We start from the raw sequence: 25,008 nt of genomic DNA on the forward strand, positions 1-25,008 counted from the left end.
ATGCATATCCTTATCATCGGCGCGGCTGGCATGGTCGGTCGCAAGCTGACGGAAAAGCTCGTCGCGGACGGTCATCTGGGCGGCAAGGAAATCAGCCGGTTCACGCTCGCCGACGTCGTCGCCCCCGACGCGCCCAAGGGCTTCACCGGCCCGGTCGACACGCTGACGATCGACCTCTCGGCGCCGGAAGCCGCCGCGACGCTGATCGCCAACCGTCCGGACGTGATCTACCACCTCGCGGCGATCGTCTCCGGTGAGGCCGAGGCCGATTTCGACAAGGGCTACCGCATCAATTTCGACGGCACGCGCTATCTCTTCGACACGATCCGGATCGAGAACGCCAAGTCCGGCTACAAGCCGCGCGTCGTCTTCACCTCGTCGATCGCCGTCTTCGGCGCGCCCTTCCCGGAAAAGATCGCCGACGACTTCTTCACCACGCCGCTGACCAGCTACGGCACGCAGAAGGCGATCGGCGAACTGCTGCTCGCCGACTATTCGCGCCGCGGCTTCTTCGACGGCATCGGCATCCGCCTACCGACGATCTGCATTCGTCCCGGCAAGCCGAACAAGGCGGCCTCGGGCTTCTTCTCCAACATCCTGCGCGAGCCGCTGGTCGGCCAGGAAGCCGTGCTGCCGGTGTCGCCGGATGTGCGCCACTGGTTTGCGAGCCCCCGCGCCGCGGTCGGCTTCCTCGTGCATGCCGGCACGATCGATCTCGACACGGTCGGCCCGCGCCGCACGCTGAGCATGCCGGGCCTTTCGGCCACGGTCGGCGAAGAGATCGAGGCGCTGCGCCGCGTCGCCGGTGATGCCGCCGTCAAGCTGATCCGCCACGAGAAGGACGAGACGATCGACCGCATCGTCGCCGGCTGGGCGCGCGATTTCGACACCAAGCGCGCCGAGGGCCTCGGCTTCAAGGCCGAGACCTCGTTCGACGAGATCATCCGCGCCCATGTCGAGGACGAGCTCGGCGGCAAGATCGGCGGCTGAGCCGTCTAAATCCCACGCCAGAACTGAACGGAACACCGATGGCGACCGACTTCTTCTCCCTCTCCGGCCGCGTCGCCGCGGTGACCGGCGGCGGCTCCGGCATCGGCCTCGCGGGCGCGCAGGCGCTGGCGCAGGCCGGCGCCCGCGTCGTCCTGCTCGACCGCAACCCCGTGCCGGACGACATCCTCGCGACGCTCGGCGGTGACGCGGAGCACTTCGCCCTCGTCGCCGACGTCGCCGACGAGGCGAGCCTCGAGGACGCCTTCGGCACGATCGTCGACCGCGCCGGCGGGATCGACATCCTCGTCAACAGCGCCGGCACGGCGATCCGCCGCCCGGCAGTGGAGCTGACGGTTGCCGACTGGGACACGGTGGTGAACGTCAACATGACGGGCACCTTCCTCGCCTCGCGCATCGCGGCGCGCCACATGATCGCCGCCGGCACCAAGGGCGCGATCGTCAACGTCTCGTCGATCATGGGTTTTTCCGGCGGCGGGCTGTACCCGAACATCTCCTACCAGACGACCAAGGGCGCGATCGTCAACATGACGCGGGCGCTCGCGGTCGAATGGGCGCCGAACGGCATTCGCGTCAACGCCGTGGCGCCGACCTATGTCCGCACGCCCTTCATCGCCGGCCTGGTCGCCGATCCGGAACTCGTCGCCCGCATCGAGGCGATGACGCCGCTCCGCCGCCTCGCCGATCCGGAAGAAGTGGCGGCCGCGATCCTCTTCCTCGCCAGCCCCGGCGCCGCGATGGTCACGGGCCACACGCTGCCGGTCGATGGCGGCTTCCTCGCCCAATAACGAACGATTTCTGGAAGGAAACCCCATGTCCAACAACGGCAAGATCGCCCTCGTCACCGGCGCTGGCACCGGCATCGGCAAGGCCGTCGCCCTGGCGCTCGCGAGCGCCGGCTACACCACGGTCGTCACCGGCCGCCGCGCCGAGCCACTCGAGGAGGTCGTGAAGGAGGCGGGCAACGGTGCCGTTGCAATCCCGTCCGACATCACCGACGAGGCCTCTGTCGCCGCCCTCTTCGGCGAGATCAAGAACCGCTTCGGCCGCCTCGACGTGCTGTTCAACAATGCCGGCGTCAACGCGCCGAACGTCAACATCGAGGACCTCCCCTTTGCGCAGTGGAAGGCCGTGATCGACACCAACGTCACCGGCGTCTTCCTCTGCACCCAGGCCGCCTTCCGCATCATGAAGGACCAGAAGCCGATGGGCGGCCGCATCATCAACAACGGCTCGATCTCGGCCGTGATGCCGCGCCCGAACTCGGCGCCCTACACGGCTTCCAAGCACGCCGTGCTCGGCCTGACCCGATCGACCGCGCTCGACGGCCGCAAGTACGACATCGCCTGCGGCCAGATCGACATCGGCAACACCGAGACGCCGATGGCCGCCAAGATGAAGAGCGGCGTGCTGCAGCCGGACCTCTCGATCAAGGTCGAGCCTACCTTCGACGTCAAGCACGTCGCCGACGCGGTCGTCCACATGGCCAACCTGCCGCTCGACGCCAACGTCCTGCAGATGACGATCATGGCCACCAAGATGCCGCTCGTCGGCCGCGGGTGATCCTGCCCCACTTATGACATGACGGTTCCGGCTCAGGCCGGGACCGTCATCCCGCCTCCGCGCAGACGATCTGGACCGTGAAATCCCGCCCGCGAGCGGCGATGTCCGATGCCGGCATCTTGGCGTCACCGGCAGCCGCGCTCGGCTCGATGCCGTTGGCGCGCAGGAAGCTCATCACGAAGTCCGCGCGAATGGCGAAATTCACGTTCTGCGGCAGGCTTCCCGAGTTCTTCAGCATGTTGATGTCGTTGAGGCGCGCCGTGACGACGCCGGCAACGGTGCCGAACTCGTCCATCAACGGCCCGCGGGAATTGCCCGGCTGCACCGCCGCCGTCACCTGGATGTAGCGGCTGTCGTTCTGGATGCCCGCCAGCGAACTCACCAGTCCGTTGGTGAAATTCAAGCCGTTGTCGAGCGTGCCGGCATAGGGATAGCCGAGCGCATAGACCGCCTCACCAAGCTGGATCGGGCTCGACCGGAACTGCACGGAATGCCCCTGCCCCGCCGTGCGCAGCAGCGCCAGATCGTTGCTGACATCCCGCGCCAGAATGGTGGCGGAGCCGACCTTGAGCACGTCGATCGAGGTGCAGTTCTCGACCACATGATTGTTGGTGACCAGCAGTCCGTCGTCCCGAACGAAGAAGCCTGAGCCCGTGCTCACGCCGCCGCGCGACGGTTCCGGCGGAGAGGGCGCGGGAGCCGGCGCCGCGGCCACCTGCGCCGGCGCCGGTTCCGACCGATCTTCCGCGACCGGGGAGGATTCCGGCGCCGCGCCCGGAAAGAAGGTGTTCGACATCAGCACGGCGAGACGATCGCCGACCCCCATCCGGGTCGGATCCCAGGCAAGCGTAAAGCCAACGAGATAGCCGCGATCATAGGCGTATTTGGTATAGTAATCGCGCGGCCCCAGCGAACCAGAGACGACGAAGAAGTCGTCGCGCAGGACCTTGTACTTCACCGCCCGCCGGCCGGCGTTCTTGGACAGCTTGACATAAAGCTCGGCGAGCGAGTATTCGCCGGGCGAATAGACCGACAGATCGATCGCAACGGAGCTATCTGCCGCCTCGTAGGCCCGCCCCCGCGCGGTCGCCCGCGGGTAGCCAACGAGATTGAGGGGCAGATAGAGCACGCCGCGCCCCATCGGCAACTCGCTGCTCTGCAGGCCCCACCGGCGCCAGATCTGAAAGCCCTCGCGATACAGGATGTCCGTCTGGCTCGGGGTCAGGATGCCCGTCGGCGCCGCGCGCAAACTGGACTGATACTCGAGAATGCCGCGATAGATCCGCTTGTTCAGCTCGCCGCTCACCATGCCGTTGTAGCGGCCGATGGTGACGAGCATCAGCGGGATGGTCAGCCTGGAACCGGCATCCAGACGATTGAAGGCGGCGCGCGCCTCGGCATAGTCGGCGGCCTGCGTCCGGGCAGGCACCCAGAACATCACGATCAGCAGAAAGAGAATGAAACGCCGCACAATGCCCAGCCAAGTGTGGCCGCCCCCCCGGACGACAAGGCCTTGATCGTAGGAGATTGGCGCGCCGAGTTCCAGCAGCGCGCCGATCGGATCAGCGCCCCGCGAGCTCGGCGACGTGGTCCGCCAGCGCCAGTGACGCGGTGAGGCCGGGGGATTCGATGCCGAAGAGGTTTATGAGGCCGGCGATGCCGTGGACGCTTTGGTCCTGGACGACGAAATCCTGGCCCGGCGCGCCCTTCGGCACGATCTTCGGTCGGATGCCGGAATAGCCGGGCTGCAGGCGGCTGATGTCGATCTCCGGCCAGTAGCGCTTCACCGCCTCGACGAAGAGCGGCATCCGCGTCGTGTCGACGTCATAGTTGATCGCGTCGATCCATTCGACATCCGGCCCGAAGCGCGCCTGACCGCCGAGGTCGATGGTGAGATGCGTGCCGAGGCCGCCCGGCACGGGGACGGGATAGATCAGCCGCGAGAAGGGCGAGCGGCCGGAGAGCGTGAAATAATTGCCCTTGGCGTAGTATTCCGTGGGGATATGCGCCGGATCGAGGCCGGCGATCGTGCGGGCGACGGCGGGGGCGAACAGGCCGGCCGAGTTGATCAGGAGCCGCGTTCTGAGCTGCATCGGCTCGGCGCCGCCGACCGAGAGCACCAGTCCGTCGCCGTCCGGCGTCGCGGCGACGAGCGGGCTTGAAAACACCACCATGCCGCCTGCGGCTTCCAGGTCGCCCTGCAGCGCCAGCATGTAGGCGTGGCTGTCGATGATGCCGGTCGAGGGCGACAGCAGCGCGCCTGAGCTTTGGAGACTGGGTTCGAGCGCCTGCGCCTCGGCCGCCGTCAGCTCGACGAGATCGTCGACGCCATTGGCGGCGGCGCGGGCGATGATCGCCCCGAGCTTTTCCCGCTCGGCCTCGTCGGCGGCGACAATCAGCTTGCCGCAGCGGCTGAACGGCACGCCGCGCTCGGCGCAATACTCATAGAGCGCCAGCTTGCCGGCGACGCAGAAGCGCGCCATCAGGCTGCCGGCCGGATAATAGATGCCGGCATGGATGACTTCGCTGTTGCGCGAGGAGGTCTGCGTGCCGATGGCGTCCTCGGCCTCGATCACCAGCACTTCGCGGCCGGCATTGGCGAGCGCCCGCCCCACCGCGAGACCGACAACGCCCGCGCCGACAACGACGCACTCGACTTCATCCATCAGAGCACCCTGCAACCGCTCACGCCCGACCCGGCGTGTTTCCGGCTCTATAGAGCAAGATCCATGGGGGTGGAATCCGGTTGTTGACCCTCCCCTTGGGAGAGCCCTGCGGACATCCCGCGTTTCGGCGTTCCGCTGGACCCTCCTTCGAGGCTTCGCTTCGCGAAGCACCTCAGGATGATGGGCGGTGGTGGTGGTTCCAAGTAGCGCACCTCGTTCGGGACGAGGGGGTCGCAGGTTCAAATCCTGCTACCCTGGCCATCGGACGATGGTCGAGTTCGTCACGCGCTCTTGCGCGCCTCCATCCGCAGGCCGCCGTTTTCGACGATGAAGTCGACGACCGCGTCGAGGCCCTTGCCGCGCGAGAGGTCGGTGAAGCCGAAGGGCCGGGTCCCGCGCATCCGCGCCGCGTCCTTCTGCATGACGTCGAGATCGACGTTCACATAAGGCGCGAGGTCGCTCTTGTTGATGACGAGGAAATCCGAACGCGTGATGCCCGGCCCGCCCTTGCGGGGGATTTCCTCGCCCTGGCAGACGGAGATCACATAGAGCGTCAGGTCTGCGAGGTCGGGCGAGAAGGTGGCCGCCAGATTGTCGCCGCCGGATTCGATGAAGACGATGTCGAGGCCGGGGATGCGGCGGTTCATCTCGGCGATCGCCTGCAGGTTGATCGAGGCGTCCTCGCGGATCGCCGTGTGCGGGCAGCCGCCCGTCTCGACGCCCATGATGCGCTCTTCCGGCAGCGCCTGACGGCGCGCCAGGATCAGCGCGTCCTCCTGGGTGTAGATGTCGTTGGTGACGACGGCGATCGAAAATTCGTCGCGCATCGCCTTGCAGAGCTTCTCGGTCAGCATGGTCTTGCCGGAACCGACGGGTCCACCGATACCGACGCGCAGGGGTCCGTTCTTCGATGTCATGGTCTCAAGCCTCCGAGGAATGCCGCATCGGGGTTCCGACCGGACGACGCCCAGCGCCGCCGGCCCTCCCGCTCAGTCGTGGCGATGGCCGCCATGGTCGTGGCCGTGATGATGGTGGTGGTCGTCATGGTCGTGATGACCATCGCCATGCGCGTGGGAATGCGAAGATTCATGACCCTGCGAATGCTCGCCATGGCCGGAATAGGCGCCGCGCACCGGATTGAACTGGGCGACGATGTCCTTGACCCGCGCGCCGAGCCCTTCGAGCATCGCCTTGATGACGTGGTCGCGCAGGATGAGGATACGGGTCGGCTCGATCGCCGCCGCGAGATGCCGGTTGCCGATGTGCCAGGCGAGCTCCATCAGGTGCACGGGATCCTTGCCGTAGATCTCGTAGAGCGGCTCGTAGGCGGCCGCGACGACGATCTCGCCGCCATCCTCGATCACCAGGCGGTCATCCGCCTCGAGCACGACCGGCTCGGCGAGGTCGACCAGCACCTTGCGGCCGTCGACCAGCTCGATGGCGCGGCGGCGCAGATGCCGCTCGTCATGCGGCAGCACGGCCCGGCCGAGCGGCGTCGCCTCATCCTCGCCCGCGACTTCCCCTGCCCGCCGGATGGCGATTGCCCTCAACATCGAAATTCCCCGCTTCCTGATCCCGGCTGCCGAATCCCGCTTTGCGGACGGCACAGTCCGCTGCACTATATCAGCGCCGCGCGCGCCGATCGCCAGCTGCAATCTGCGCCATTTTCGACGCGGAAGGAAAGCGGCGGCGCGGATTGCGGGACGGCAGGTCATGTGGCGGGACCCAGCGCCTAGCTGCCGTCGTTTTGGGCAGCGGCGACTGGAATTTGTGATTGTCCCGGGCATTCGGCCGTGTGATAGCCTGACGGCACAACCCCGCTGGATGCCCGCCCGACTTCCGTTCCGGAGCCGACCAAGTGAAGCCGCTGCTGCTCGCTGAAGGTGCCATGCCCGACGCCGTCGTCACGGCGCGCGCGCACTATGACGCGGCGCCGAGCCACTGGAACGCCGAGCTGGAGCTCTGGTTCGCGCCGAACGCCGGCAAGACGCGGCTGATGCGCCGTCGCCATCTCGGGCCGCTCGTCGTGCAGAAGCCGTTTCATCCGGAGAAGGACGGCACCTGCCACGTCTATCTGCTGCATCCGCCGGGCGGCGTTGCCGGCGGCGATCAGCTCGACCTCCGCTTCCACGTCGCGCCCGACTCGCGCGCGCTGCTGACGACGCCGGGCGCGACGAAATTCTATCGCAGCGAGCACGGCCGCAGCACGCAGCGGACAGTGATCGACGTCGGCGCCAAGGCGGTCTGCGAATACCTGCCGCAGGAGACGATCCTGTTCGACGGCGCCAATGCGGTGATCGACACCCGCGTCACGCTTTCCGAGGGCGCGACCTATGTCGGCTGGGATTTCATCTGCCTCGGCAGGCCGGCCGCGGGCGAGCGTTTCGAGAGCGGCAGCCTGAGCCAGCGGATCGAAATCCTGCGCGACGGCAAGCCGATCTGGTTCGAGCGGATGCAACTTCCGGGCGGCTCGGCACTGGCCCACGCAGCTTATGCGCTTGCCGCTCAGCCGACATGGGGTACGATGATCTATGCCGGGCCGCTCGCCGAGGACGCTGCCGAGCGCGTCCGCAATGCGATCGGGAGCCGGGGGGACGGCGTGTTCTCCGTCAGCCAGCTCGAGCAGGGCGTGGTGTGCCGCTATCTCGGCCCCCGCGTTTCCGAGGGAAAGTCGCTCTTCGTTCAGGCGTGGGATGCGCTGCGGACGTCATGCCAGGGAAAGGCGGCGAACGCGCCGCGCATCTGGGCAACCTAGACACGTTACGATTGGGGACCGCCGATGGAACTTCTGCCACGCGAGAAAGACAAGCTCCTGCTGTTCACGGCGGCTCTGCTCGCCGAGCGGCGCCTCGCCCGGGGCGTCAAGCTGAACTATCCCGAAGTGATCGCCTACATCTCGGCGGCGATCCTGGAAGGCGCCCGCGACGGGCGCACGGTCGCGGAGCTGATGTCCTACGGGGCGACGCTCCTGACCCGCGACCAGGTCATGGACGGCGTGCCGGAGATGATCCACGACATCCAGGTCGAAGCGACCTTCCCCGATGGGACCAAGCTGGTCACCGTCCACAATCCCATACCGTAGGGGCGTGTCATGATCCCAGGCGAATACATCCTCGAGGACGGCGACATCGAATACAATGTCGGCCGCGCCACCATCTCGATCGACGTTGCCAATTCCGGCGACCGGCCGATCCAGGTCGGCTCGCACTATCATTTCTACGAGACCAACACGGCGCTGCATTTCGACCGTGACAAGGCCAAGGGCTACCGGCTGAACATTCCGGCCGGCACCGCCGTCCGCTTCGAGCCGGGACAGGCGCGCACGGTCGAGCTGGTAGCGCTCGCCGGCGACCGCGTCGTCTACGGCTTCAACGCCAAGGTCATGGGAAAGCTGGAGGTCTGAGATGGCGCGCATCACCCGCGAAAACTACGCCTCGCTCTACGGCCCCACCAAGGGCGACAGGGTCCGGCTGGCTGACACCGACCTGATCATCGAGATCGAGGAAGACCGCACCGTCTATGGCGACGAAGTCACCTTCGGCGGCGGCAAGGTCATCCGCGACGGCATGGGCCAGAGCCAGAAGAACGCCGCCGAGGTCGCCGACCTCGTCATCACCAACGTGATCCTGCTCGATCACTGGGGCATCATCAAAGCCGATGTCGGCGTCAAGGACGGCCGCATCTCCGGCATCGGCAAGTCGGGCAATCCCGACATCCAGCCGGGCGTCGACATCATCATCGGCCCGGGCACCGACGTCATCGCCGGCGAAGGCAAGATCCTGACGGCCGGCGGCATCGACACCCACATCCACTTCATCGCGCCGCAGCAGGCCGAGGAAGCGCTCACCAGCGGCACGACGACGCTGGTCGGCGGCGGCACCGGCCCCTCGGTCGGCACGCTCGCCACCACCGTGACGCCCGGCCCCTGGTACATCCACCGCATGCTGGAGGCGGTCGAGGCGCTGCCGATCAATGTCGGCCTGCTCGGCAAGGGCAACGCTTCCCTCCCGGAGCCCTTGCGCGAACAGATCCGCGCCGGCGTCATCGGGCTGAAGCTGCACGAGGACTGGGGCACGACGCCCGCCGCGATCGACAACTGCCTTTCGGTCGCCGACGAGATGGACGTGCAGGTCGCCCTCCACTCCGACACGCTGAACGAGAGCGGCTTCGTCGCCGACACCTTCGCGGCGATGAAGGGCCGCGCCATCCACTCCTTCCACACGGAAGGCGCGGGCGGCGGCCATGCCCCGGACATCATCACGGCGGCGGGCCAGGAGAACATCCTCCCCTCCTCCACCAATCCGACCCGGCCCTACACGATCAACACCATCGACGAGCATCTCGACATGCTGATGGTGTGCCACCACCTGAGCCCGCAGATCCCGGAAGACGTCGCCTTCGCCGAATCCCGCATCCGCAAGGAGACGATCGCGGCCGAGGACATTTTGCACGATCTCGGCGCCTTCTCGATGATGTCGTCGGACTCGCAGGCCATGGGCCGCATCGGCGAGACGACGCTGCGCTGCTGGCAGACGGCGCACAAGATGAAGGTGCAGCGCGGGCCGCTGCCGGAAGACAGCGACCGCAACGACAATTTCCGCTGCAAGCGCTATGTCGCCAAATACACGATCAACCCAGCCATCACGCACGGCTTCGCGCATGAGATCGGCTCGATCGAGGTCGGCAAGCGCGCCGATCTCGTGCTCTGGAAGACGGCCTTCTTCGGCGTCAAGCCGTCACTGGTGCTGCTTGGCGGCATGATCGCCACCGCCCCGATGGGCGACCCGAACGCCTCGATCTCGACGCCGCAGCCGGTGCACTACCGGCCGATGTACGGCGTGCTCGGCCGGGCGCGCGGCAAGACCGGCGTCACCTTCGTGTCGCAGGCGGCGCTCGACGACAATATCGGCGAGAAGCTGCAGCTGCAGAAGCAACTGGTCGCAGTCAAGGGCACCCGCGGCGTGCGCAAGAAGGACATGATTCACAATTCGCTGACGCCGAAGATCGAAGTCGATCCGCAGAACTACCAGGTGCGCATCGACGGCGAACTGATCACCTGCGAACCGGCGGAAAGCCTGCCGATGGCGCAGCGCTACTTCCTGTTCTGACGGGAAGCCGGCGGCGACAGACACAGACCCCATCGGACCGGAAACGTCCGGTGGGGTTCTTCTTTGGGGGGAGAAAGCTTGTGACCCAGACAGAATTTCCGTTTCAGGACCGTTTTCGCGACCACCCGACGCTCGGCTTCATCGACTGGAGCCTGCGCGGCATCGGCCAGGTGGTGTTCCAGAACAACCCGCTTTCCGGCCTGATCATCCTGCTGGCGCTCTATTTCAACTCCGCCGTCTACGGCACGATCTGCATCCTCGGCGTCGTCGTGGCGACGGCGACGGCGATCCTGCTCAAGGCGGACAGGGGCCTGATCCGCGACGGGCTGTTCGGCTTCAACGGCGCGCTTGTCGGGTTGGCGCTCGTCGCCTTCACCAGCGCCGATTTCCGCACCGGCGCGGTGCCCTCCGCCGCCATGACGGTCTACATCATCTTCGCGGCGGCGATGACCACCATCGCGTTTTCGACGATCGCGACGCTGCTCGGCCCGCACAAGGTCGCGGCGCTGACCTCGCCCTTCGTGCTGATCGGCTGGCTGTTCCTGTTCGCCGTGCTGAAATTCGCCAATATCGAGGCCGGGCCGCTGGCAAAGCCGGTCTCGCCCGACCAGTACGCCCTCGACGTCGCCTATGCGCTGCCGACCTGGTACCAGGGCATCGGCAATGCCATCGGCCAGATCTTCTTCCAGGACAACTGGATCTCCGGCTACCTGATCGTCATCGGCATCGCCGTCAATTCGCGCATCTCGGCCGGCATGGCGCTGATCGGCGCGGCAGGTGCTGCGCTGGTCGCGGTGATCTTCGGCGGCCCGGAAGGCGCGATCCGCGACGGCCTCTTCGGCTACAACGCGGCGCTGACGGCGATCGCGCTCGGCGGCTTCTTCCTGGTGCTGACCTGGCGCAGCTTCGTCTACACGCTGTTCGGCATCGTCGTGACGACCTGGCTCTGGGCCTCGATCGCCATCTTCCTCGGCCCGATCGGCATGCCGGTGCTGACCTCGACCTTCGTGCTCGTCACCTGGCTGATGCTGCTCGGCCAGTACGGCTTCAAGGCGCTGGTGCCGGTGCCGCCGGCCGAGGCGACGACGGCGGAGGACAACCGCGCCCGCTACCTGGCCGGCGGCGCGTCCTAGCGCCGACTGGGGACGGCCAGCCAGTCACGGAGCCACCGGGCGACCACGCATTGCGATTGTATCCGGCCGTCTTCAGCCGGTAGAGTTGCCGAAACTGATTTGCGGCGGGCCCGGACCGGGCTCGCCGCCTCGATTCGGAGCTCGATATCCCATGGCGTCCTGGCTGCACCCCTCCCGACGTTCCCTGCTTCTCGGTTCCGGCGCGCTCGTCGCCACGGCGGCGCTGGAAGGCGCCGTCGCCGAGATCGTCGAGACCGTGGAGCAGCTAAAACCCGGCGAATTCGCCTGGCATCCGGAGCGCTCGCCGGTCGGGCCGGTCGCCGTCGTCGTCTCGCTGCCGGACCAGCGCGTCTATGTCTATCGCAACGGCGTGCGCATCGGCGTCTCCACCTGCTCGACCGGCAAGCCCGGCCACGAGACGCCGACCGGCGTGTTCACGATCCTGCAGAAGGACCGGGATCACCACTCCACCACCTATGACGACGCGCCGATGCCGAACATGAACCGGCTGACCTGGTCGGGCATCGCGCTGCATGCCGGCAAGCTGCCGGGCTATCCGGCCTCGCATGGCTGCGTCCGCCTGCCGATGGCGTTCTCGGACAAGCTCTTCGGCGTCACCCATGTCGGCACGCCGGTCATCATCGCCGACACCACCGCCTTCCCGTCGAGCGTCATCCATCCGGGCATGGTGCTCTCCGACACGGCCGAGCAGGACTTCGACCACGCGGTCGCGAACCTGAAGGACAAGAACATCCCGACCTCGGCCGAGCATCCCTACCAACCGCCGGCGACCTCGATCCTGGTCTCGAGCGCCGACAAGCGCATCCTGGTGCTCGACGACGGCCATGTCGTCGCCGAGGGCAAGGTCACGCTGATCGATCCTTCCGCGCCGCTCGGCAACCACGTCTTCGTGCTCTCGCATCTCGATACCGGCGACAAGGAACTGCACTGGAAGCCGATCGGCTTCAGCACCAACCCGCAGCAGCCGGCGCGCGGCGCCGGGCAGGACACGCTGACCCGCATCCGCGCCGACCGCCCCGTCAACGACGCCATCCGCACCCGCATGAAGCCGGGCGTCGTCATGGTCACGGTCGACCTGCCGCTCTCGGCCGACAGCCGTTCGGGCCGGGATTTCGTCATCCTGAACGACCAGCACGCGGTGTGAGGGGGGCGCGCCCTTCACCTCTCCCATGGGGAGAGGTCGGACCGGAGGTCCGGGTGAAGGGTTGCGATCTCTCCGGTGAGGCCTGATCCCCTCACCCGCCGGCCTTCGGCCGTCGACCTCTCCCTGTGGGAGAGGTGAAGGAGACCCCGCCACCGCCCCCTACGATCTAAACAGCCGCGAATACTGCGTTTCGTGCCAGGCGCTGGCCATCGCCATCGCGACCGAGACGTTGCCGATCTCATCGTCGTCGAGCGTCCGCGCTGTCGCGACGCTGCGCTCGATCACCGGCGTCGCCGCGATCAGGATGCGCTGGCCGGCGGTGTGGCCGAGGCGGACGAGGCGCATCGCCGCCGCCACCTGGCCCTCGACGATCGTCCACATCAGGCCCTTCAGCGCCGCGGCGGGCGAGACCTCCCAATGATGCGCGGCGATGGCGAAGGCGGCGGGATAGGTGAGCGTCCCGCCCCGGACGCGGAGCGCGCCGGGCACTTCGAGATCGGCGAGGAGCGTCAGCAGCGCCTCGCCCATGCGGCGGTCTTCGAGCTGCAGCTCGCGGCTCTCGCGGCCGGCGGCGAGCCAGGCGTCAAAGCGCAGAAATTCGCCATGATCGGCGGCGGTCAATGCCGCCATCATCCGCCAGAACAGCGCGCCGTCGAGGCGGGCGAAGCTGTGCTCCAGCGTGCCGAGGATCCAGTCCTTCGCGGATGCCTCGTCCGTGACCCAGCCGGCCTCGGCGGCGAATTCCAGCCCGCGCGAATAGGAGAAGGCGCCGACCGGCAGGCTGGGGCTGACGAGCCGCAGGAGATGCAGCGGAATGGCCCCGTCCTGATCCATCGAGTCGTGATCCGTCATTGTCAGCCTCCGACCCAGAAGCCGGCCGGTCCCAGGCTCGCGGCGTAGAGCGCGAGGAAATAGATGAGAACATAGAGCGCGTAGGTCTGGCCGTTGCCGGTATAGACCTGCCGAACGGTGGCCGCCGTCGCCAGCGTGAAGCCGGTGACGCCGTTCCAGAACTCGGTCGCGACCGGCGGCAGCGCGCGCTCGATCACCGAGCGATAGTAGCCGTAGAAGCGCGAGAGACTGCCGGACCTGCGCCCCACGCCGCCGCGATAGACGAGCCAGGCGATGACGCCGAGAACCGCCGCGACGGCCACGGCGCCCATCATCACCGGCGTCGGGTTCCAGTAGCCATAGATCGTGTAGAGCGACATGCCCTCCCAGACCAGCGTCGCCGCGAATTGCGGGTCGATCGCCGCCGAGACCGGGTCCATCAGCAGCTTCGGCCAGAGCGACAGCACCAGGATGCCGGCGACGAGCACGAGCTGCGGCACGATCAGGGTGAGCGGCACCTCGCGGATCGCCTCCTGCCCGGCCGCGCGCTGGCCGAAGAACAGGCCGGCGATGAGCCGGATCATGTAGAGGAAGCCGAGGAAGGTGGCGACGAGGCCGGCGACGGCCAGCCAGATCCAGCCCTTCTCGGTCATCGCCGAAAGCAGCAGCCACTTGCCGCCAAAGCCCATCAGCGGCGGCAGGCCGGACATCGACAGGATGGCGAAGGCGACGAGGCCGAAGGTGACGGGCATCGAGCGGGCGAGCCCGCCCGTGCCGGCGAAGTCGCGCGTGCCGGTGCGCAAGATGATGCCGGCGACGGCGAGGAACAGGATGCCCTTCACCATCAGATGGTTGGCGACGAGATAGAGCGCCGTCACCCAGCCGAGATGGCTCATCAGCGCGATCGCGGTGACGATGTAGCCGAGCTGGCTCATGCTGGAATAGGCGAGCAGGCGCTTGAAGTCGGTCTGGCGTAGCGCCAGCAGCGCGCCGGCGATCGTCGTCAGCATGCCGATCCAGGCCATGCCATGCGCGAGCTCGATCGAGACCTCGGAGCGGATCGCCAGATAGGTGCCGATCAGGAGACCGAACATCGCCACCTTGCTAACGACGGCCGAGAGCATGGCGGTGAAATCGTCGTCGGCTTCGGCATAGGCGCCCGGCAGCCAGACATGCACGCCGATGGCGCCGGCCTTGATCAGGAAGCCGATCGCGAGCAGCACGAAGGCGATGGTCGCGTCGGGGCCGGCGGTGACCAGCGCCGTCAGGCTGGTGGTGCCGGAGAGCGCGGCGATGCCGGCGAAGCCCGCGAGCAGGAAGAAGGCGGAGACCAGCGAGAACAGCAGGAAAGTCAGCACATGCGGCCCCGCGCCCCGGCCCTTGGCGATCAGGAAGCAGGAGGCGAGCGTGATGATTTCCCAGTGGTAGAAGAATTCGAGGCTGGTCGAGGAGCGCAGCAGCGCGGGGATCGAGATCAGCAGCACCGCCAGCATCGGGTAGTAGCCGGGGCGAAGGTCGTCGCGGTAGAGGCCGCCGGCGGCGATGACGACGCTGCCGGCAAGCAGCAGCACGGCGAAGAGCCAGGCGATCCCCTCCGCGCTCTCGGCGAGCCAGCCGCCGACGAGCGCCACCGCGATCAGCATCAGCACGGCCTTGACCCGGCCGGGCAGCCGGTCGAGCGCGTAGAGCCCGACGCCGACGACGAGCGGCGCGAACAGCCAGAGCGCGCCGGCACCGGAAACGCGTGCCGAGAAATAACCCGCGCCGGCGAGGAGCAGCGCGACGCCATAGACCGGCAGCAGCGCGATCGTGTCTGGCCCCTCGCCTGCCCGCGCCTCGGCGGGACGCAGCGCCCGGACGAACCAATTGAACATGTAGGCGGCCTCGAGCAGCGAGCCCACGAGGATGAGCGCCACCCAGGGCAGCCGGCCGATGCTCGTCAGCTGCATCACCAGCTCCCACTTGGCCCAGAAGCCCGGGAAAGGCGGCAGGCCGGCGATCGCCACCATGAACAGCGCCAGCAGCCCGAGCAGCAGCGGCCGGCCGGACAGGCTGGTGCGCGCATCGACATCGTCTTGGCGGAGCACGCCGGCGAGCCAGAACAGGCCCGCCTTGGCGAGGAGGTGGTTGATGAACAGCCCGCCGACGACGAGCGGGATCGAGGCCGTCGCGCCGATCTGGGTCAGGAGCGCCAGCGCCAGCGCCATCAGGCCCATCTGGCTGATCGACGAATAGCCGAGCAGGCGTTGCACCTTGGTCTGCTTCAACCCGACCAGATTGGAGAACAGGAAGGTGATGCCGCCGGAGACGGCGATGATGCCGAGCTGGCCTTCAAACAGCGGCAAGAGCTTCCAGAGCGCGAAGAACACGCCGGCCGACACGCCGACCGAGACCATCGAGGCGACGCCGCTCGGCGCCGTCTCGTAGACGTCGAGCCCCCAGCCATTGGCCGGGAACGGCTTCAGCTCGAGGATCAGGCAGGCGAGGATCATCAGGAGCGCGGTGGCGCCGATCGGGCCAGTGATCCCGGCGCGCTCGGCGATCAGCGTGTCGATGTTGAGCGTGCCGGTGACGTAATAGAGCAGCACCGTGCCGAGCAGGAAGAAGGTCGAGGCGATCACCGTCGCCATGATGAACTTGAAGGCCGCGCCGATCGCCGCCGGCGTCCGCTCCAGCGCCAAGAGGCCATAGGTGGCGATCGAGACGATCTCGAGGAAGACGAAGAGATTGAAGAGATCCCGCGTCATCACCATGCCGTCGATCCCCATCACCAGGATGAGATAGAGCAGCAGCGCGCCGTAATTGCCCCTGAGCCGGTCCCAGAGATGCAACGCGCCCAAGAGCGAGACGAGGCCGACCGAGAATGCGAAGAAGCCTTCCTGCAGGCCGAAGCGCAGATTGATCGAGAGCGGCGGCGCGAAGCCCGCCGTCAGCACCTCGATCGGCGCGCCGCTCCGATAGACCTCGACGAGCGAGACGCCGCTGACCGCGACGATGCCGGCGAGCGCCAGCCAGAAGCCGGCATGCAGCCACGCCTTGCCGAGCCTGTAGAGCAGCGGGATGACGAAGCCGCCGCCGAGCCCGAGCAGGAAGATGTTCAGCGGATGGAACAGGGACGCTACCATTTCGACTCCGTGAACGCGTCGATCGAGAGCGTCTTCTTGGCGGCATAGAGGCGGATGGCGAAGCCGAGCATGACGGCGGTCACCGCGAAGCCGATGACGATCGCCGTCACCACCAGCGCCGACGGGATCGGATCGATGGCGCGGCGCGCAGCTTCGGCCTTGCTGAGCGCCGCGTCAATGATCGGCGCGGTGCCGGCGGTGATGTAGCCCGTCGCGACCATCACCAGGCGCAGGCCGGTATCGAACACCGTGAAGCAAATGATGATGCGCATGATGTTGCGGTGGGTCAGCATGCCCCAGAGCCCGATCAGCGCCAGCAGGAAGCCCGTCACCAGCAGGATGGTGGAAACCGGAAGGCCCGTCATTGTCCCTCTCAGCTCCTGAACCGGTCGATGATGACGGAAAGCTCGGCCCCGACCTTGATACCAAGCAGCGCCGAGATCAGCGGGATCGCGCCGGCGCTGATGAAGGCGCCGAATTCGCCCTTGGGCAGGAAGCGCGGATCCAGGAAGCCGGCCGCGAAGATCAGCCCGAGAATGCCGAGCGACACATAGAGCACGCCGGCGAAGGATTCGATCACGCTCAAGAGCGCCACGTTGAGGCGCGAGCCCGGCCGCGCGAGCAGCATCAGCATGGCGCCAGAGGCGACGATCGCGCCGCCCTGGAAGCCGCCGCCGGCCGAGAGGTGGCCGTTGACGATGACATAGGCGCCGAAGGTGAAGATCAGCGGCAGCAGCACCTCGGTGCCGGTGCGCACGATCTCGCTCGGCGCGCCGGGCGCAGCCTCGGCGGGCTCGCCGGCGGCTGCCGGTTCGGCGCTTGCCGGCGAAGGCGTTGCCGAGGCGGCCTTGCTGGCCGCAACGGCAGCGGCGCGGGCGGCGGCTGCCCTGGCGGCCGGGGTGTGGCCGGTGGCGCGCCTTGTGCCAGACGCCTTGGCCGCCGCCGTCGGGGCGGCCGCCGTCTTCGCCTCGTCATTCCTAAGCAGCAGGCCGATGCTCGCCGCCACCATGAACAGCACCGCCACTTCGCCGAGCGTGTCGAAGCCGCGATAGGTGATCAGGATGCCGGTGATGATGTTGGGCGTGCCGAGATCGATCGGCGCCTCGGTCACATATCGCTCGGCGAGAGGCCGGAGCGCCGACAGCTCGACATAGCCTCCGACGAGGCGTGCGAAGACCAGGCCGAACAGCAGCACGACGAGCGCGACGACGATGTGGCGGATCATGACCGCTTCCTCCCGCCCGGCTTCCGGGGCTTGGGCGGCGCGCCCTCGCCGCCGGCCTCGTCCTCGGCCAGCGCGTCGGTCATCGTCGTCGAGGTCATCGGCGTGCGGATGCGATAGGCGGCGCGCGACAGCGCGTGCGACGAGATCGGATTGGTCATCAGCACGAAGTAGATCACCAGGATCAGCTTGAACGTCCAGCCCGGGTGGTAGAAGGCGAGCCCGGTCAGGACCAGCATGTTGCCGAGCGTCGTCGCCTTGGTGCCGGCCTGGATGCGGGTATAGGCGTCGGGCATGCGCAGGAGGCCGAGGCCTGCCGAGAACAGGAACACGGCGCCGGCGAGGATGAAGAGACTGCCGATCAGCTCGATCATGCGCCGCCCCTCGCCTTGCCGGTTGCGCCCCGGACCGGTTTGCCGCCGGCGGGCTTGCCGCCCGTCCCCTGGCTGCCGGACACCGTCCGTTCGCCCTCGTCCTTGCCGTTGCCGGTCTTGCGGATGGCGTAGAGGAAGATGAAGGTCGCGAGCCCCGAGCCGATCGCCGCCTCGGCCATCGCCACGTCGGGCGCGGCGAGCAGCAGGAACGACACCGCCGCGAACAGGCTGGCCAAACCGGAGGCGACCATCGCCGCCAGCAAATTCCTCAGGCAGACGGCGAGGACACCGGCGGCGAGGATGCTGGCGCAGACGAGCAGGAGCAGGAACTCGAGCACGCTAGAGCCCCTTTTCCAGGAAGCGCGCGATCGCCAACACCGCCAGGAAACTGAGCAGGCCGTAGACGAGCGCCACGTCGAGATAGGCGAAACGGCCGGAGACATGCGCGTAGAGCGCGATCAGCGACAGCGAGATGACCGTCAGCGCGTCGATCGCGACGATGCGGTCGACCAGCGTCCGGCCGAGGATGAGGCGGATCACGGCAAAGAGGATCGCGAAGAAGATCAGGACCGCGGCGATCTGGATCAGGAGCTCAGCCAAAGACCTTCTCCAGATGATCCTCGAACGGGCCGGCCATCGCCGCGCTTGCCACCTCGACATCGGTCGACTGGACGTCGAGCCAGTGGATGTAGAGGATCTCGTCCTTCACATCGATGACGAGCGAGCCCGGCGTCAGCGCGATGGTGTTGGCGAGCGCCAGCCTGCCGATCGGCGACTTCAGCTTCGTGCGCACCCGGACGATGCCGGGCTTGATGTCGATGCGCGGCGAATAGACGATCTTCATCATCGCCACGTTCGCCTTGACCAGCTCGACCAGGAACGTGCCGGTATAGGCGAGGAAATGATAGAAGCCGGACGGCGTCCAGTGGATGCGCTGCCAGCCGTCGCTTGATTTGGTGAAGGCGTAGGCGAGCGCATAGGTGATCACCGCGCCCAGGATCGCCACCTCGATGGCGAGTGTCGAATTGGCCGCCATCCAGACGACGAACAGCACGACCCACAGGCTCAGCAAGCCCTGCGGCGCACCGGTTTTCCGACGATTCGAATCCACCATATCCGCCCCCGGCGAGTGGTCAAAACTCTAGATTGCAGCCATCTTCAAATCAATCGACGGCCAGATCGATCGGCGACGGGCAGGCGATTTCGCGCCCGTCCTGTGGTAACCCTCACGATCAGCGAAGGAGTATGAGCCATGCAGCGCGTGACGGTGACGATCGACGACGATCTTCTGGAAGGGATCGACGCGCTCTGCCAACGCAAGGGGTATCAGAGCCGGTCGGAAGCGCTGCGCGACATCATCCGCTCGGAATTCTCCCGCGCCAGCGCGGAGGCGGCCACCGTGCCGGACGGCGACGAGATCTGCCACGCAACGCTGACCTACGTCTACAACCATGAGACGCGGGCGCTGGCAAGCCGGTTGACCACCAACCACCACCATCATTCCGACATGTCGATCTCGACGACGCATGTGCATATGGACCATGACAACTGCCTCGAGGTCTCGATCCTGCGCGGGCCTGTCAGCAAGCTGCAGACCTTTGCCGACAGCGTGATCAGCCAGCGCGGCGTCCGCCACGGCGCGCTGCACATCATGCCGGCCGAGGCGAGCGAGCCGGAAGAAGGCCACACGCATCGCCATCATCACCATGACCACGACCATGGCCACAGCCATGGTCACCGGCATGGGGATGGGCACGGCCACGATCACGACTAGAGCTTCTCTTCCGGGCGATCGGCCTTGCGCCACTGGATCGCGGTGATCACCGGCGCCAGCACCGAGGCGACGATGCCGGCGGCGAAGCCGTTGTTGTAGAGATTGAGCCCGCCATGCAGCACGCCGACCGCCTGCGCGGCGGAGGAGTGCACGAAGCCGGCGACGATGCCCCAGTGCCAGCCAAAGCGGCCGGCGATCGGCGCCAGCGTGGTGCCGAACAGCGCCGCCAGCACGATCGACGGATCCGCCGCGCCCCAGGGCTTCGCCAGCGAGCCGAGGAAGACACCGGCCATGATCGGCACGATGTTCTTCGGATGCTTGCCATAGGCGGCGAAGCCGACCAGCGTGAAGATCGCGCCGATGACGGGGCCGTTCAAATCGCCACCGACGAGCAGCACGTAGATCATGCCGATGGCGCCGGTGAGGCCCATGTTCACCAGCGTCGGCGCGATGCCGACCTTCTCGATGAAGTCGGAAGGCGCCTGCCCGGTCAGCGCGACGATCTCCTTCATCTTCGCGAGGGCCGAGCGGTCGAGATGGAGCCCGCCGCCGACCAGCGCCACGAACAGCAGCGTCAGGAAGCCGCCGAGCAGCAAATTGTTGCCGGTCGTCCAGATGAACACCGGATCGGGCACGAATCCGTAGGACTTGTAGATGGCGACGACGAGCGTGCCGACGATGCCGGCGGTGAAGCCCATATTGTACAGGCTGAAGCCCATATGCGCCTTGAAGAGCTGCGCCGCGGCGGGCGGCAGCATGAAGCCCATCAGGAGCCCGGTGGCGAGGCCGAGCGGCAGGCCGAGCGAGACCGGAATCGCCGTCGAGAACAGGATCTCGGAGAAGACCGGCGCCAGCGCGCAGCCGAAGAAGGCCGTGTTGATATGGGCCGAGAACGGCTCCTGCTTGTAGAGCGCGTAGAGATAGACGCCACCGATGATCGGCCAGATGTTGAGCAGGTTCTTGCCGAACAGGCCGAAGCCCAGCACCAGCATCAGGCAGGCGATGGCGCCGCCGCCGATCTTGGCGCCGGAGAACCGGTAGATCGCCGCCGTCACCCAGGTCAGCAGGCCGGCATTGACGAAGGCCGCGCCCATGCCGCCGACGCCGATATAGTCGGTAATCAGCGTGTCGCGCGCGAGCAGGATCTTGACGAGGCCCGGGAAAATCTCGGCCCAGGGCGAGACGACCAGCCCGAAGAGGATGAAGGCGCCGGCGACGGCGGCGACGACCAGCAGCAACTGGTTGTCGGAAAGCTCGGCCCTGGCTTCGTCCCCGGTCGCGTTCAAGGCATTCATGGTGGCACCCCGTCGCACAGTTCCCCCGCGGCGACCCGGCGGCAAGTGGCAGGGCGGCAAGTGGCTGGGCGATATCATGGTCGAAACGCGGCGGGAATGAAAACCTGCCGTCAGCGGTCAAACTGAGACGCAGCGCACAAGCCGGGGACGGATCGTCATCCGGCCCCCTGCCTCAGACGCCGTGCGCGCCAAAACCGATCGAGGTCTCGCCGGAAACCTCGTGTTCGAAATGGACATGCGCGTGGCTGTGGTGGTGCGCGTGCTGGTGCACCGTGCCGCGATGGCCGCGCCCATCCCTAAGCAGCAGCGCCGTGGTGGCGAGCCGCGACATGAAATGCGCGTCATGGGCGACGATGATCATCGCCTGCGGCAGCGATTCCAGGATGTCACCGAGACGCGCATAGGCGTCCGGGTCGAGCCCGACGGTCGGCTCGTCGAGCAGCAGCACCTCGGGACGCATCGCGAGCACCGCGGCGATCGAGACCAGGCGCTTCTCGCCGCCGGACAGGCGGTGGGTGACGCGATCGGCCAGATGCAGCAGTTCCAGCGAGCGGAGCGTGACGCGCGCCGTCTCATAGGCCTCGTCGCGCGTCTGACCGAGATTGAGCGGCCCAAAGGCGACGTCCTCAAGCACGGTCGGGCAGAACAGCTGGTCGTCGGCGTCCTGGAAGACGAGCCCGGCGCGGGCGCGGACCTCGCGGAAATCGGCCTCGCTGCGCCGGGGCGCGCCGAACGCCTCGATCGTGCCGGCGCGGACGGGGATGAAGCCGGTGATGACATGCAGCAGCGTGCTCTTGCCGGCGCCGTTGGCGCCGAGCAGCACCAGGCGCTCGCCGGCGCGGAGCTCGAGATCGAGGCCGTCGAGCACCGGCACGTCGGCATAGCCGGCGACGACGCCGGAAAGGCGGATCAGGGGGGCTTCTTCCGTCTTTTCCGTTCCGGTCATGCGAATTCCAGCCATGCGAGAGCCACCAGCACCAGCGGCCAGAGAAGGATGACACGATGGTCGGCGCGATCGAGCGGCCGCTGCACGAAGGCGGGGAAGCTGCCGGTGAAGCCGCGCGCCCGCATCGCCCAGGCGACTTGCTCCGCCCGCTCGGCGCTGCGCACCACCAGCATGCCGAGGAGATGGCCGAGGCTGCGCCAGCTGTGCCGGTTGCTGCCGGCGCGAAAGCCGCGCGCCCGCATCGCCCGGCGCAGCCGCGCATATTCCTCGTGGAAGACGGCGATGTAGCGGACCGTCAGCTGGAACAGATGCGCGATCGGCGCCGGAATGCCGATGCCGTTCATGGCGCCGGCGAGCCGCATCGTCCCCATCGTCGAGAGCAGCGCCGCGGCCATCAGCACGCCGGCATTGACCCGGACGATGATGGTCACGGCGCGGCGGACACCCTCGACCGACACCGGCAGGCCGAACAGGCTGAAGAGCGCCGGACCGGGCACCGTCAGCGGCAGGGTCAGGAGCAGGAACACGAGGAAGCCCTCGACCGCCGTCATCCGGCGCAGCGTCGATCGGAGCGGCAGGCGGGCATAGATCGCGGCGGCGAGCGCCAGCGCCAGCGCGGCGGCCAGCGCCGGGGCGGAATGCAGCACGGCGAGCAGGGCCAGAAAACTCAGCGCGGCGGCGAGGCGGACGCGCGGGTCGATCGCCGAAAGCGGCCCGATGTCCCGGTCCTCGGCGAAGATCGCCGCGGCGCTCGCCTTGCCGCTCATGCCGCGTCCCCCTTGCGACGGCTCTTCACGAAGGCGAGCAGGCCGAACAGGCCGACGATGTAGCCGACGCCGCCGATGATGTCGCGGAGGCGGAGCGAAGATTCGAGCGCGTCGATCTGCTCCGCCAGCGGCGCCACCTTGCGCGCCACCGCCAGCTCGATCTCGGCGAGCGGCACGGTCGCCTGCGCCGGCGCCGCGGCCGGAGCGGCGGCTCCCTCCGGCGACGGCGGGGCGGCAGGCGGGGCCGCCGCGTCGCCGGCGACGGTGAAGCGGGCGATGTGGCCATCATGCGCGTCGACGATGACCTGGACGTCGCCCGTGGCGGAGACCGGCAGGGCGAAGCGGCCGTCGGCGCCGGTCATTCCGGTCTGGAGCGGCTTGCCGGCGTTGTCGCGCAGCGTGACCGAGATGTCGGCGGCGGGACCGCTGCCGACGAAATAGGCCTCGCCCTCGATGTTGCCGCCGATCGCCGAGGCGAACACCTTGAGCCGGTGCGCCGAGGCCGGCGCGACGAGGAGCGCGAGCAGCACGAGCGCCGAGGCGACGCGGCCGAGATGGCGGAGGCCGTCAGGAGACCGCAAGCTTGCCTCCCCGCCGGCGCGGACCCGCCAGCATCTCCGGGCTGACCCTGGCCAGGAAGGCGCAGGCGAAGCCGGTGATGATCGCCTCGCCGACGAGAAGCGGGCCATAGGAAAGCACCACGATCCGGGCCGAAAGCTCATAGGCCGTGTCGGTCGCCGTCAGCACCAGCGCCACCAGCGCCGCCGTGGAGGCGACCGACAGCGCCGCGACAAGGGCGCCGAAGAGGCCGGCCCGCTTCGGCGTCGCGCCGGCGATCCACGGCGCGAAGGCGAGCGCCCAGAACACGCCCGGCAGCGCGATGTTCACGGTGTTGACGCCGAGCGTGGTGACGCCGCCGAAGCCGAAGAAGACCGCCTGCAGCACCAGCCCGACGAAGACCGCCGGCACCGCCGCCCAGCCGAGCACGATCCCCATCAGCCCCGAGAGGAGCAGATGCACGCTGGTCGGGCCGATCGAGACATTGATCAGGCTGGCGACGAAGAACAGCGCCGCCACCACGGCGACGCGCGGCAGGCTGTCCTCGTCGAGCCGCTTCAGCGCATAGCCGAGCGCCACGGCCGTGATCACGCCGTCCGAGGCGAGGACCGGGATGGAGAGAATGCCGTCCGGAATATGGGCCATGTTGCGCCGTCTACTTCATGTCCACGGCCTTGACCCAGATCAGGCCGCCGAGCTCGACCGGCTTCGGATTGCCTTCGGGATCCGGCAATTGGTAATCGGCATCAACCAGCGCCGCGAAGCCCCACCAGCCGGCGCGCGGCAGGGCATAGTGGAACACCCCCTGCCCGTCCGCCTTCACCACCTGCGTGACGAAGGCGTCGGCCGGCGGCGTGACGGAGCCGTCATTCACCCATTCGACCTCGACCTCGGCGAAGGGCACCGGCTCGCCATTGCGGCGGACGATGCCGCTGAAGAGGTTGCCGGTCCACAGCCCATAGGGGCGGACCAGCGGCTCGATCTCGACGGGAAGGCCGACGGCGCGGTCCCAGTCGGAACCCCAGCCGAAGCCGTCGACGACCACCTTGGCGTAATGGATGATCGACTTGCCCTCGGCCGGCTCCCAATAGGGCTTCGGCTCGACGAAGAAGGTGTAGTTCCCGGGCTTGGCCGGCTTGTAGGTGGCCTTCCAGGCCGTCTTGCCGTCATGCGGGGCCTCGACCAGCGTCGAAAGCAGGTCCGTCTCGCCGGCCTCTGTGACGACGCCGAACCGCGCCGGCTTCGCCATCTCCATGGTCGGGCCGCGATCCATCGGATGGGTGAAGACGAGATCGAGCACCAGCTCGGTGTCGTCCTCGCCGAAATTGTCGGTCGAGGGCAGGATTTCCTGGAAATGCGCGCTGGCGGAAGCAACGGGAAGGACGATGGCGGCCGCCAGGGCCGCGACGCGAACGATTCTCAAAGGAGACCCCCAACAGACTTTACGTCATGCGGTATGAGGATCATCAACAA

28 protein-coding genes are annotated in these 25,008 nt (G+C 67.6%); 10 read left to right on the forward strand and 18 right to left on the reverse strand.

The features are described 5' to 3' along the window. Genes denD through K32_RS16970 form a run of 3 tightly spaced genes read left to right on the forward strand, consistent with a single transcriptional unit; the run spans position 1 to position 2,571 of the window. Positions 1-990: a D-erythronate dehydrogenase gene (gene denD / locus K32_RS16960; RefSeq protein ID WP_201400657.1), complete on the forward strand. Its 990-nt coding sequence runs from the start codon at positions 1-3 to the stop codon at positions 988-990. A gap of 38 nt (positions 991-1,028) precedes the next feature. Beyond that, positions 1,029-1,796 carry an SDR family NAD(P)-dependent oxidoreductase gene (locus K32_RS16965; protein ID WP_201400658.1) on the forward strand — a complete coding sequence of 256 codons (768 nt, stop codon included), beginning with the start codon at positions 1,029-1,031 and terminating at the stop codon, positions 1,794-1,796. A 25-nt stretch (positions 1,797-1,821) separates the two neighbouring features. Beyond that, positions 1,822-2,571 (forward strand): SDR family oxidoreductase, encoded by a 750-nt coding sequence (locus K32_RS16970; RefSeq protein ID WP_201400659.1) that lies wholly within the window; start codon positions 1,822-1,824, stop codon positions 2,569-2,571. 46 nt (positions 2,572-2,617) lie between these two features. Here the strand turns inward: K32_RS16970 and K32_RS16975 are convergent, their stop codons facing one another. From K32_RS16975 to K32_RS16990, 4 genes are all read right to left on the reverse strand, one after another. Beyond that, positions 2,618-4,042 (reverse strand): S1C family serine protease, encoded by a 1,425-nt coding sequence (locus K32_RS16975; RefSeq protein ID WP_201400660.1) that lies wholly within the window; start codon positions 4,040-4,042, stop codon positions 2,618-2,620. 91 nt (positions 4,043-4,133) lie between these two features. Further along, positions 4,134-5,237, reverse strand: coding sequence for an NAD(P)/FAD-dependent oxidoreductase (locus K32_RS16980; protein WP_201400661.1), 1,104 nt, complete (start codon positions 5,235-5,237; stop codon positions 4,134-4,136). Positions 5,238-5,518: 281 nt separating this feature from the next. Continuing rightward, a complete protein-coding gene (ureG, locus tag K32_RS16985) occupies positions 5,519-6,154 on the reverse strand; it encodes an urease accessory protein UreG (RefSeq protein WP_201400662.1) in 636 nt (211 codons plus the stop codon). A 72-nt stretch (positions 6,155-6,226) separates the two neighbouring features. Further along, the gene (locus tag K32_RS16990) at positions 6,227-6,790 is read right to left on the reverse strand and encodes an urease accessory protein UreE (protein WP_201400663.1); all 564 of its coding nucleotides are present in this window, start codon (positions 6,788-6,790) and stop codon (positions 6,227-6,229) included. 335 nt (positions 6,791-7,125) lie between these two features. Here K32_RS16990 and K32_RS16995 point away from each other — a divergent pair, with 335 nt between their 5' ends. The 6 genes from K32_RS16995 to K32_RS17020 all read left to right on the forward strand — a co-directional run bounded on the left by K32_RS16995 (position 7,126) and on the right by K32_RS17020 (position 12,643). Next, positions 7,126-7,992: an urease accessory protein UreD gene (locus tag K32_RS16995; protein ID WP_201404535.1), complete on the forward strand. Its 867-nt coding sequence runs from the start codon at positions 7,126-7,128 to the stop codon at positions 7,990-7,992. 24 nt (positions 7,993-8,016) lie between these two features. Continuing rightward, entirely contained in the window at positions 8,017-8,319 is a 303-nt protein-coding gene (gene ureA / locus K32_RS17000) for an urease subunit gamma (RefSeq protein WP_201400664.1), read from the forward strand. A gap of 9 nt (positions 8,320-8,328) precedes the next feature. Next, positions 8,329-8,640, forward strand: coding sequence for an urease subunit beta (locus K32_RS17005; RefSeq protein ID WP_201400665.1), 312 nt, complete (start codon positions 8,329-8,331; stop codon positions 8,638-8,640). Position 8,641: 1 nt separating this feature from the next. Then, positions 8,642-10,345 carry an urease subunit alpha gene (ureC, locus tag K32_RS17010; RefSeq protein ID WP_201400666.1) on the forward strand — a complete coding sequence of 568 codons (1,704 nt, stop codon included), beginning with the start codon at positions 8,642-8,644 and terminating at the stop codon, positions 10,343-10,345. 80 nt (positions 10,346-10,425) lie between these two features. Then, on the forward strand, positions 10,426-11,478 hold the full coding sequence (locus K32_RS17015) for an urea transporter (RefSeq protein ID WP_201400667.1): 1,053 nt from the start codon (positions 10,426-10,428) through the stop codon (positions 11,476-11,478). A 151-nt stretch (positions 11,479-11,629) separates the two neighbouring features. After that, entirely contained in the window at positions 11,630-12,643 is a 1,014-nt protein-coding gene (locus tag K32_RS17020; RefSeq protein ID WP_201400668.1) for a L,D-transpeptidase, read from the forward strand. 159 nt (positions 12,644-12,802) lie between these two features. Here the strand turns inward: K32_RS17020 and K32_RS17025 are convergent, their stop codons facing one another. From K32_RS17025 to K32_RS17060, 8 genes are read right to left on the reverse strand one after another with little or no spacing between them, the layout of a single operon-like run. Then, the gene (locus tag K32_RS17025) at positions 12,803-13,495 is read right to left on the reverse strand and encodes an urease accessory protein UreF (protein ID WP_244669560.1); all 693 of its coding nucleotides are present in this window, start codon (positions 13,493-13,495) and stop codon (positions 12,803-12,805) included. Positions 13,496-13,497: 2 nt separating this feature from the next. Then, positions 13,498-16,599, reverse strand: coding sequence for a complex I subunit 5 family protein (locus K32_RS17030; RefSeq protein ID WP_201400669.1), 3,102 nt, complete (start codon positions 16,597-16,599; stop codon positions 13,498-13,500). Further along, positions 16,593-16,964, reverse strand: coding sequence for a sodium:proton antiporter (locus K32_RS17035; protein ID WP_201400670.1), 372 nt, complete (start codon positions 16,962-16,964; stop codon positions 16,593-16,595). Before K32_RS17035 ends, K32_RS17030 begins: the two co-directional genes overlap by 7 nt. An 8-nt stretch (positions 16,965-16,972) precedes the next feature. Next, a complete protein-coding gene (gene mbhE, locus K32_RS17040; RefSeq protein ID WP_244669561.1) occupies positions 16,973-17,824 on the reverse strand; it encodes a hydrogen gas-evolving membrane-bound hydrogenase subunit E in 852 nt (283 codons plus the stop codon). After that, entirely contained in the window at positions 17,821-18,195 is a 375-nt protein-coding gene (gene mnhG / locus K32_RS17045) for a monovalent cation/H(+) antiporter subunit G (RefSeq protein WP_201400671.1), read from the reverse strand. Before mnhG ends, mbhE begins: the two co-directional genes overlap by 4 nt. Continuing rightward, positions 18,192-18,533 (reverse strand): hydrogenase subunit MbhD domain-containing protein, encoded by a 342-nt coding sequence (locus K32_RS17050; protein ID WP_244669562.1) that lies wholly within the window; start codon positions 18,531-18,533, stop codon positions 18,192-18,194. Before K32_RS17050 ends, mnhG begins: the two co-directional genes overlap by 4 nt. Before the next feature lies 1 nt (position 18,534). Beyond that, positions 18,535-18,795 (reverse strand): monovalent cation/H+ antiporter complex subunit F, encoded by a 261-nt coding sequence (locus K32_RS17055; RefSeq protein WP_201400672.1) that lies wholly within the window; start codon positions 18,793-18,795, stop codon positions 18,535-18,537. Further along, complete coding sequence (locus K32_RS17060; RefSeq protein ID WP_201400673.1) at positions 18,788-19,309, reverse strand: Na+/H+ antiporter subunit E; 522 nt, start codon at positions 19,307-19,309, stop codon at positions 18,788-18,790. Before K32_RS17060 ends, K32_RS17055 begins: the two co-directional genes overlap by 8 nt. A 138-nt stretch (positions 19,310-19,447) precedes the next feature. Here K32_RS17060 and nikR point away from each other — a divergent pair, with 138 nt between their 5' ends. After that, a complete protein-coding gene (gene nikR / locus K32_RS17065) occupies positions 19,448-19,969 on the forward strand; it encodes a nickel-responsive transcriptional regulator NikR (protein WP_201400674.1) in 522 nt (173 codons plus the stop codon). On the opposite strand, the gene K32_RS17070 is transcribed toward nikR, so the two are convergent. The 6 genes from K32_RS17070 to K32_RS17095 all read right to left on the reverse strand — a co-directional run bounded on the left by K32_RS17070 (position 19,966) and on the right by K32_RS17095 (position 24,952). Then, on the reverse strand, positions 19,966-21,264 hold the full coding sequence (locus tag K32_RS17070) for a DUF1576 domain-containing protein (protein ID WP_201400675.1): 1,299 nt from the start codon (positions 21,262-21,264) through the stop codon (positions 19,966-19,968). The genes nikR and K32_RS17070 overlap by 4 nt on opposite strands. A 172-nt stretch (positions 21,265-21,436) precedes the next feature. After that, the gene (locus tag K32_RS17075) at positions 21,437-22,210 is read right to left on the reverse strand and encodes an energy-coupling factor ABC transporter ATP-binding protein (RefSeq protein ID WP_244669563.1); all 774 of its coding nucleotides are present in this window, start codon (positions 22,208-22,210) and stop codon (positions 21,437-21,439) included. After that, positions 22,207-22,977 (reverse strand): cobalt ECF transporter T component CbiQ, encoded by a 771-nt coding sequence (cbiQ, locus tag K32_RS17080; protein ID WP_201400676.1) that lies wholly within the window; start codon positions 22,975-22,977, stop codon positions 22,207-22,209. The genes K32_RS17075 and cbiQ overlap by 4 nt, the downstream gene beginning before the upstream one ends. Then, positions 22,974-23,558, reverse strand: coding sequence for a hypothetical protein (locus K32_RS17085; RefSeq protein WP_201400677.1), 585 nt, complete (start codon positions 23,556-23,558; stop codon positions 22,974-22,976). The genes cbiQ and K32_RS17085 overlap by 4 nt, the downstream gene beginning before the upstream one ends. After that, the gene (gene cbiM, locus K32_RS17090; protein ID WP_201400678.1) at positions 23,545-24,180 is read right to left on the reverse strand and encodes a cobalt transporter CbiM; all 636 of its coding nucleotides are present in this window, start codon (positions 24,178-24,180) and stop codon (positions 23,545-23,547) included. The genes K32_RS17085 and cbiM overlap by 14 nt, the downstream gene beginning before the upstream one ends. A gap of 10 nt (positions 24,181-24,190) precedes the next feature. Next, entirely contained in the window at positions 24,191-24,952 is a 762-nt protein-coding gene (locus K32_RS17095) for a DUF4198 domain-containing protein (protein WP_201404539.1), read from the reverse strand. Positions 24,953-25,008: the final 56 nt, after the last annotated feature.

The sequence above is a fragment of the Kaistia sp. 32K genome, from assembly GCF_016629525.1.
Lineage (GTDB): Bacteria > Pseudomonadota > Alphaproteobacteria > Rhizobiales > Kaistiaceae > Kaistia.

Bases quoted from the DNA above. Each gene is read 5' to 3' on its own strand.
- denD (WP_201400657.1), top strand. From the start codon at position 1: ATGCATATCCTTATCATCGGCGCGGCTGGCATGGTCGGTCGCAAGCTG.
- K32_RS16965 (WP_201400658.1), top strand. From the start codon at position 1,029: ATGGCGACCGACTTCTTCTCCCTCTCCGGCCGCGTCGCCGCGGTGACC.
- K32_RS16970 (WP_201400659.1), top strand. From the start codon at position 1,822: ATGTCCAACAACGGCAAGATCGCCCTCGTCACCGGCGCTGGCACCGGC.
- K32_RS16980 (WP_201400661.1), bottom strand. From the start codon at position 5,237: ATGGATGAAGTCGAGTGCGTCGTTGTCGGCGCGGGCGTTGTCGGTCTC.
- ureG (WP_201400662.1), bottom strand. From the start codon at position 6,154: ATGACATCGAAGAACGGACCCCTGCGCGTCGGTATCGGTGGACCCGTC.
- K32_RS16990 (WP_201400663.1), bottom strand. From the start codon at position 6,790: ATGTTGAGGGCAATCGCCATCCGGCGGGCAGGGGAAGTCGCGGGCGAG.
- K32_RS16995 (WP_201404535.1), top strand. From the start codon at position 7,126: ATGCCCGACGCCGTCGTCACGGCGCGCGCGCACTATGACGCGGCGCCG.
- ureA (WP_201400664.1), top strand. From the start codon at position 8,017: ATGGAACTTCTGCCACGCGAGAAAGACAAGCTCCTGCTGTTCACGGCG.
- K32_RS17005 (WP_201400665.1), top strand. From the start codon at position 8,329: ATGATCCCAGGCGAATACATCCTCGAGGACGGCGACATCGAATACAAT.
- ureC (WP_201400666.1), top strand. From the start codon at position 8,642: ATGGCGCGCATCACCCGCGAAAACTACGCCTCGCTCTACGGCCCCACC.
- K32_RS17020 (WP_201400668.1), top strand. From the start codon at position 11,630: ATGGCGTCCTGGCTGCACCCCTCCCGACGTTCCCTGCTTCTCGGTTCC.
- K32_RS17025 (WP_244669560.1), bottom strand. From the start codon at position 13,495: ATGACGGATCACGACTCGATGGATCAGGACGGGGCCATTCCGCTGCAT.
- K32_RS17030 (WP_201400669.1), bottom strand. From the start codon at position 16,599: ATGGTAGCGTCCCTGTTCCATCCGCTGAACATCTTCCTGCTCGGGCTC.
- K32_RS17035 (WP_201400670.1), bottom strand. From the start codon at position 16,964: ATGACGGGCCTTCCGGTTTCCACCATCCTGCTGGTGACGGGCTTCCTG.
- mbhE (WP_244669561.1), bottom strand. From the start codon at position 17,824: ATGATCCGCCACATCGTCGTCGCGCTCGTCGTGCTGCTGTTCGGCCTG.
- mnhG (WP_201400671.1), bottom strand. From the start codon at position 18,195: ATGATCGAGCTGATCGGCAGTCTCTTCATCCTCGCCGGCGCCGTGTTC.
- K32_RS17060 (WP_201400673.1), bottom strand. From the start codon at position 19,309: ATGGTGGATTCGAATCGTCGGAAAACCGGTGCGCCGCAGGGCTTGCTG.
- nikR (WP_201400674.1), top strand. From the start codon at position 19,448: ATGCAGCGCGTGACGGTGACGATCGACGACGATCTTCTGGAAGGGATC.
- K32_RS17070 (WP_201400675.1), bottom strand. From the start codon at position 21,264: ATGAATGCCTTGAACGCGACCGGGGACGAAGCCAGGGCCGAGCTTTCC.
- K32_RS17075 (WP_244669563.1), bottom strand. From the start codon at position 22,210: ATGACCGGAACGGAAAAGACGGAAGAAGCCCCCCTGATCCGCCTTTCC.
- cbiQ (WP_201400676.1), bottom strand. From the start codon at position 22,977: ATGAGCGGCAAGGCGAGCGCCGCGGCGATCTTCGCCGAGGACCGGGAC.
- cbiM (WP_201400678.1), bottom strand. From the start codon at position 24,180: ATGGCCCATATTCCGGACGGCATTCTCTCCATCCCGGTCCTCGCCTCG.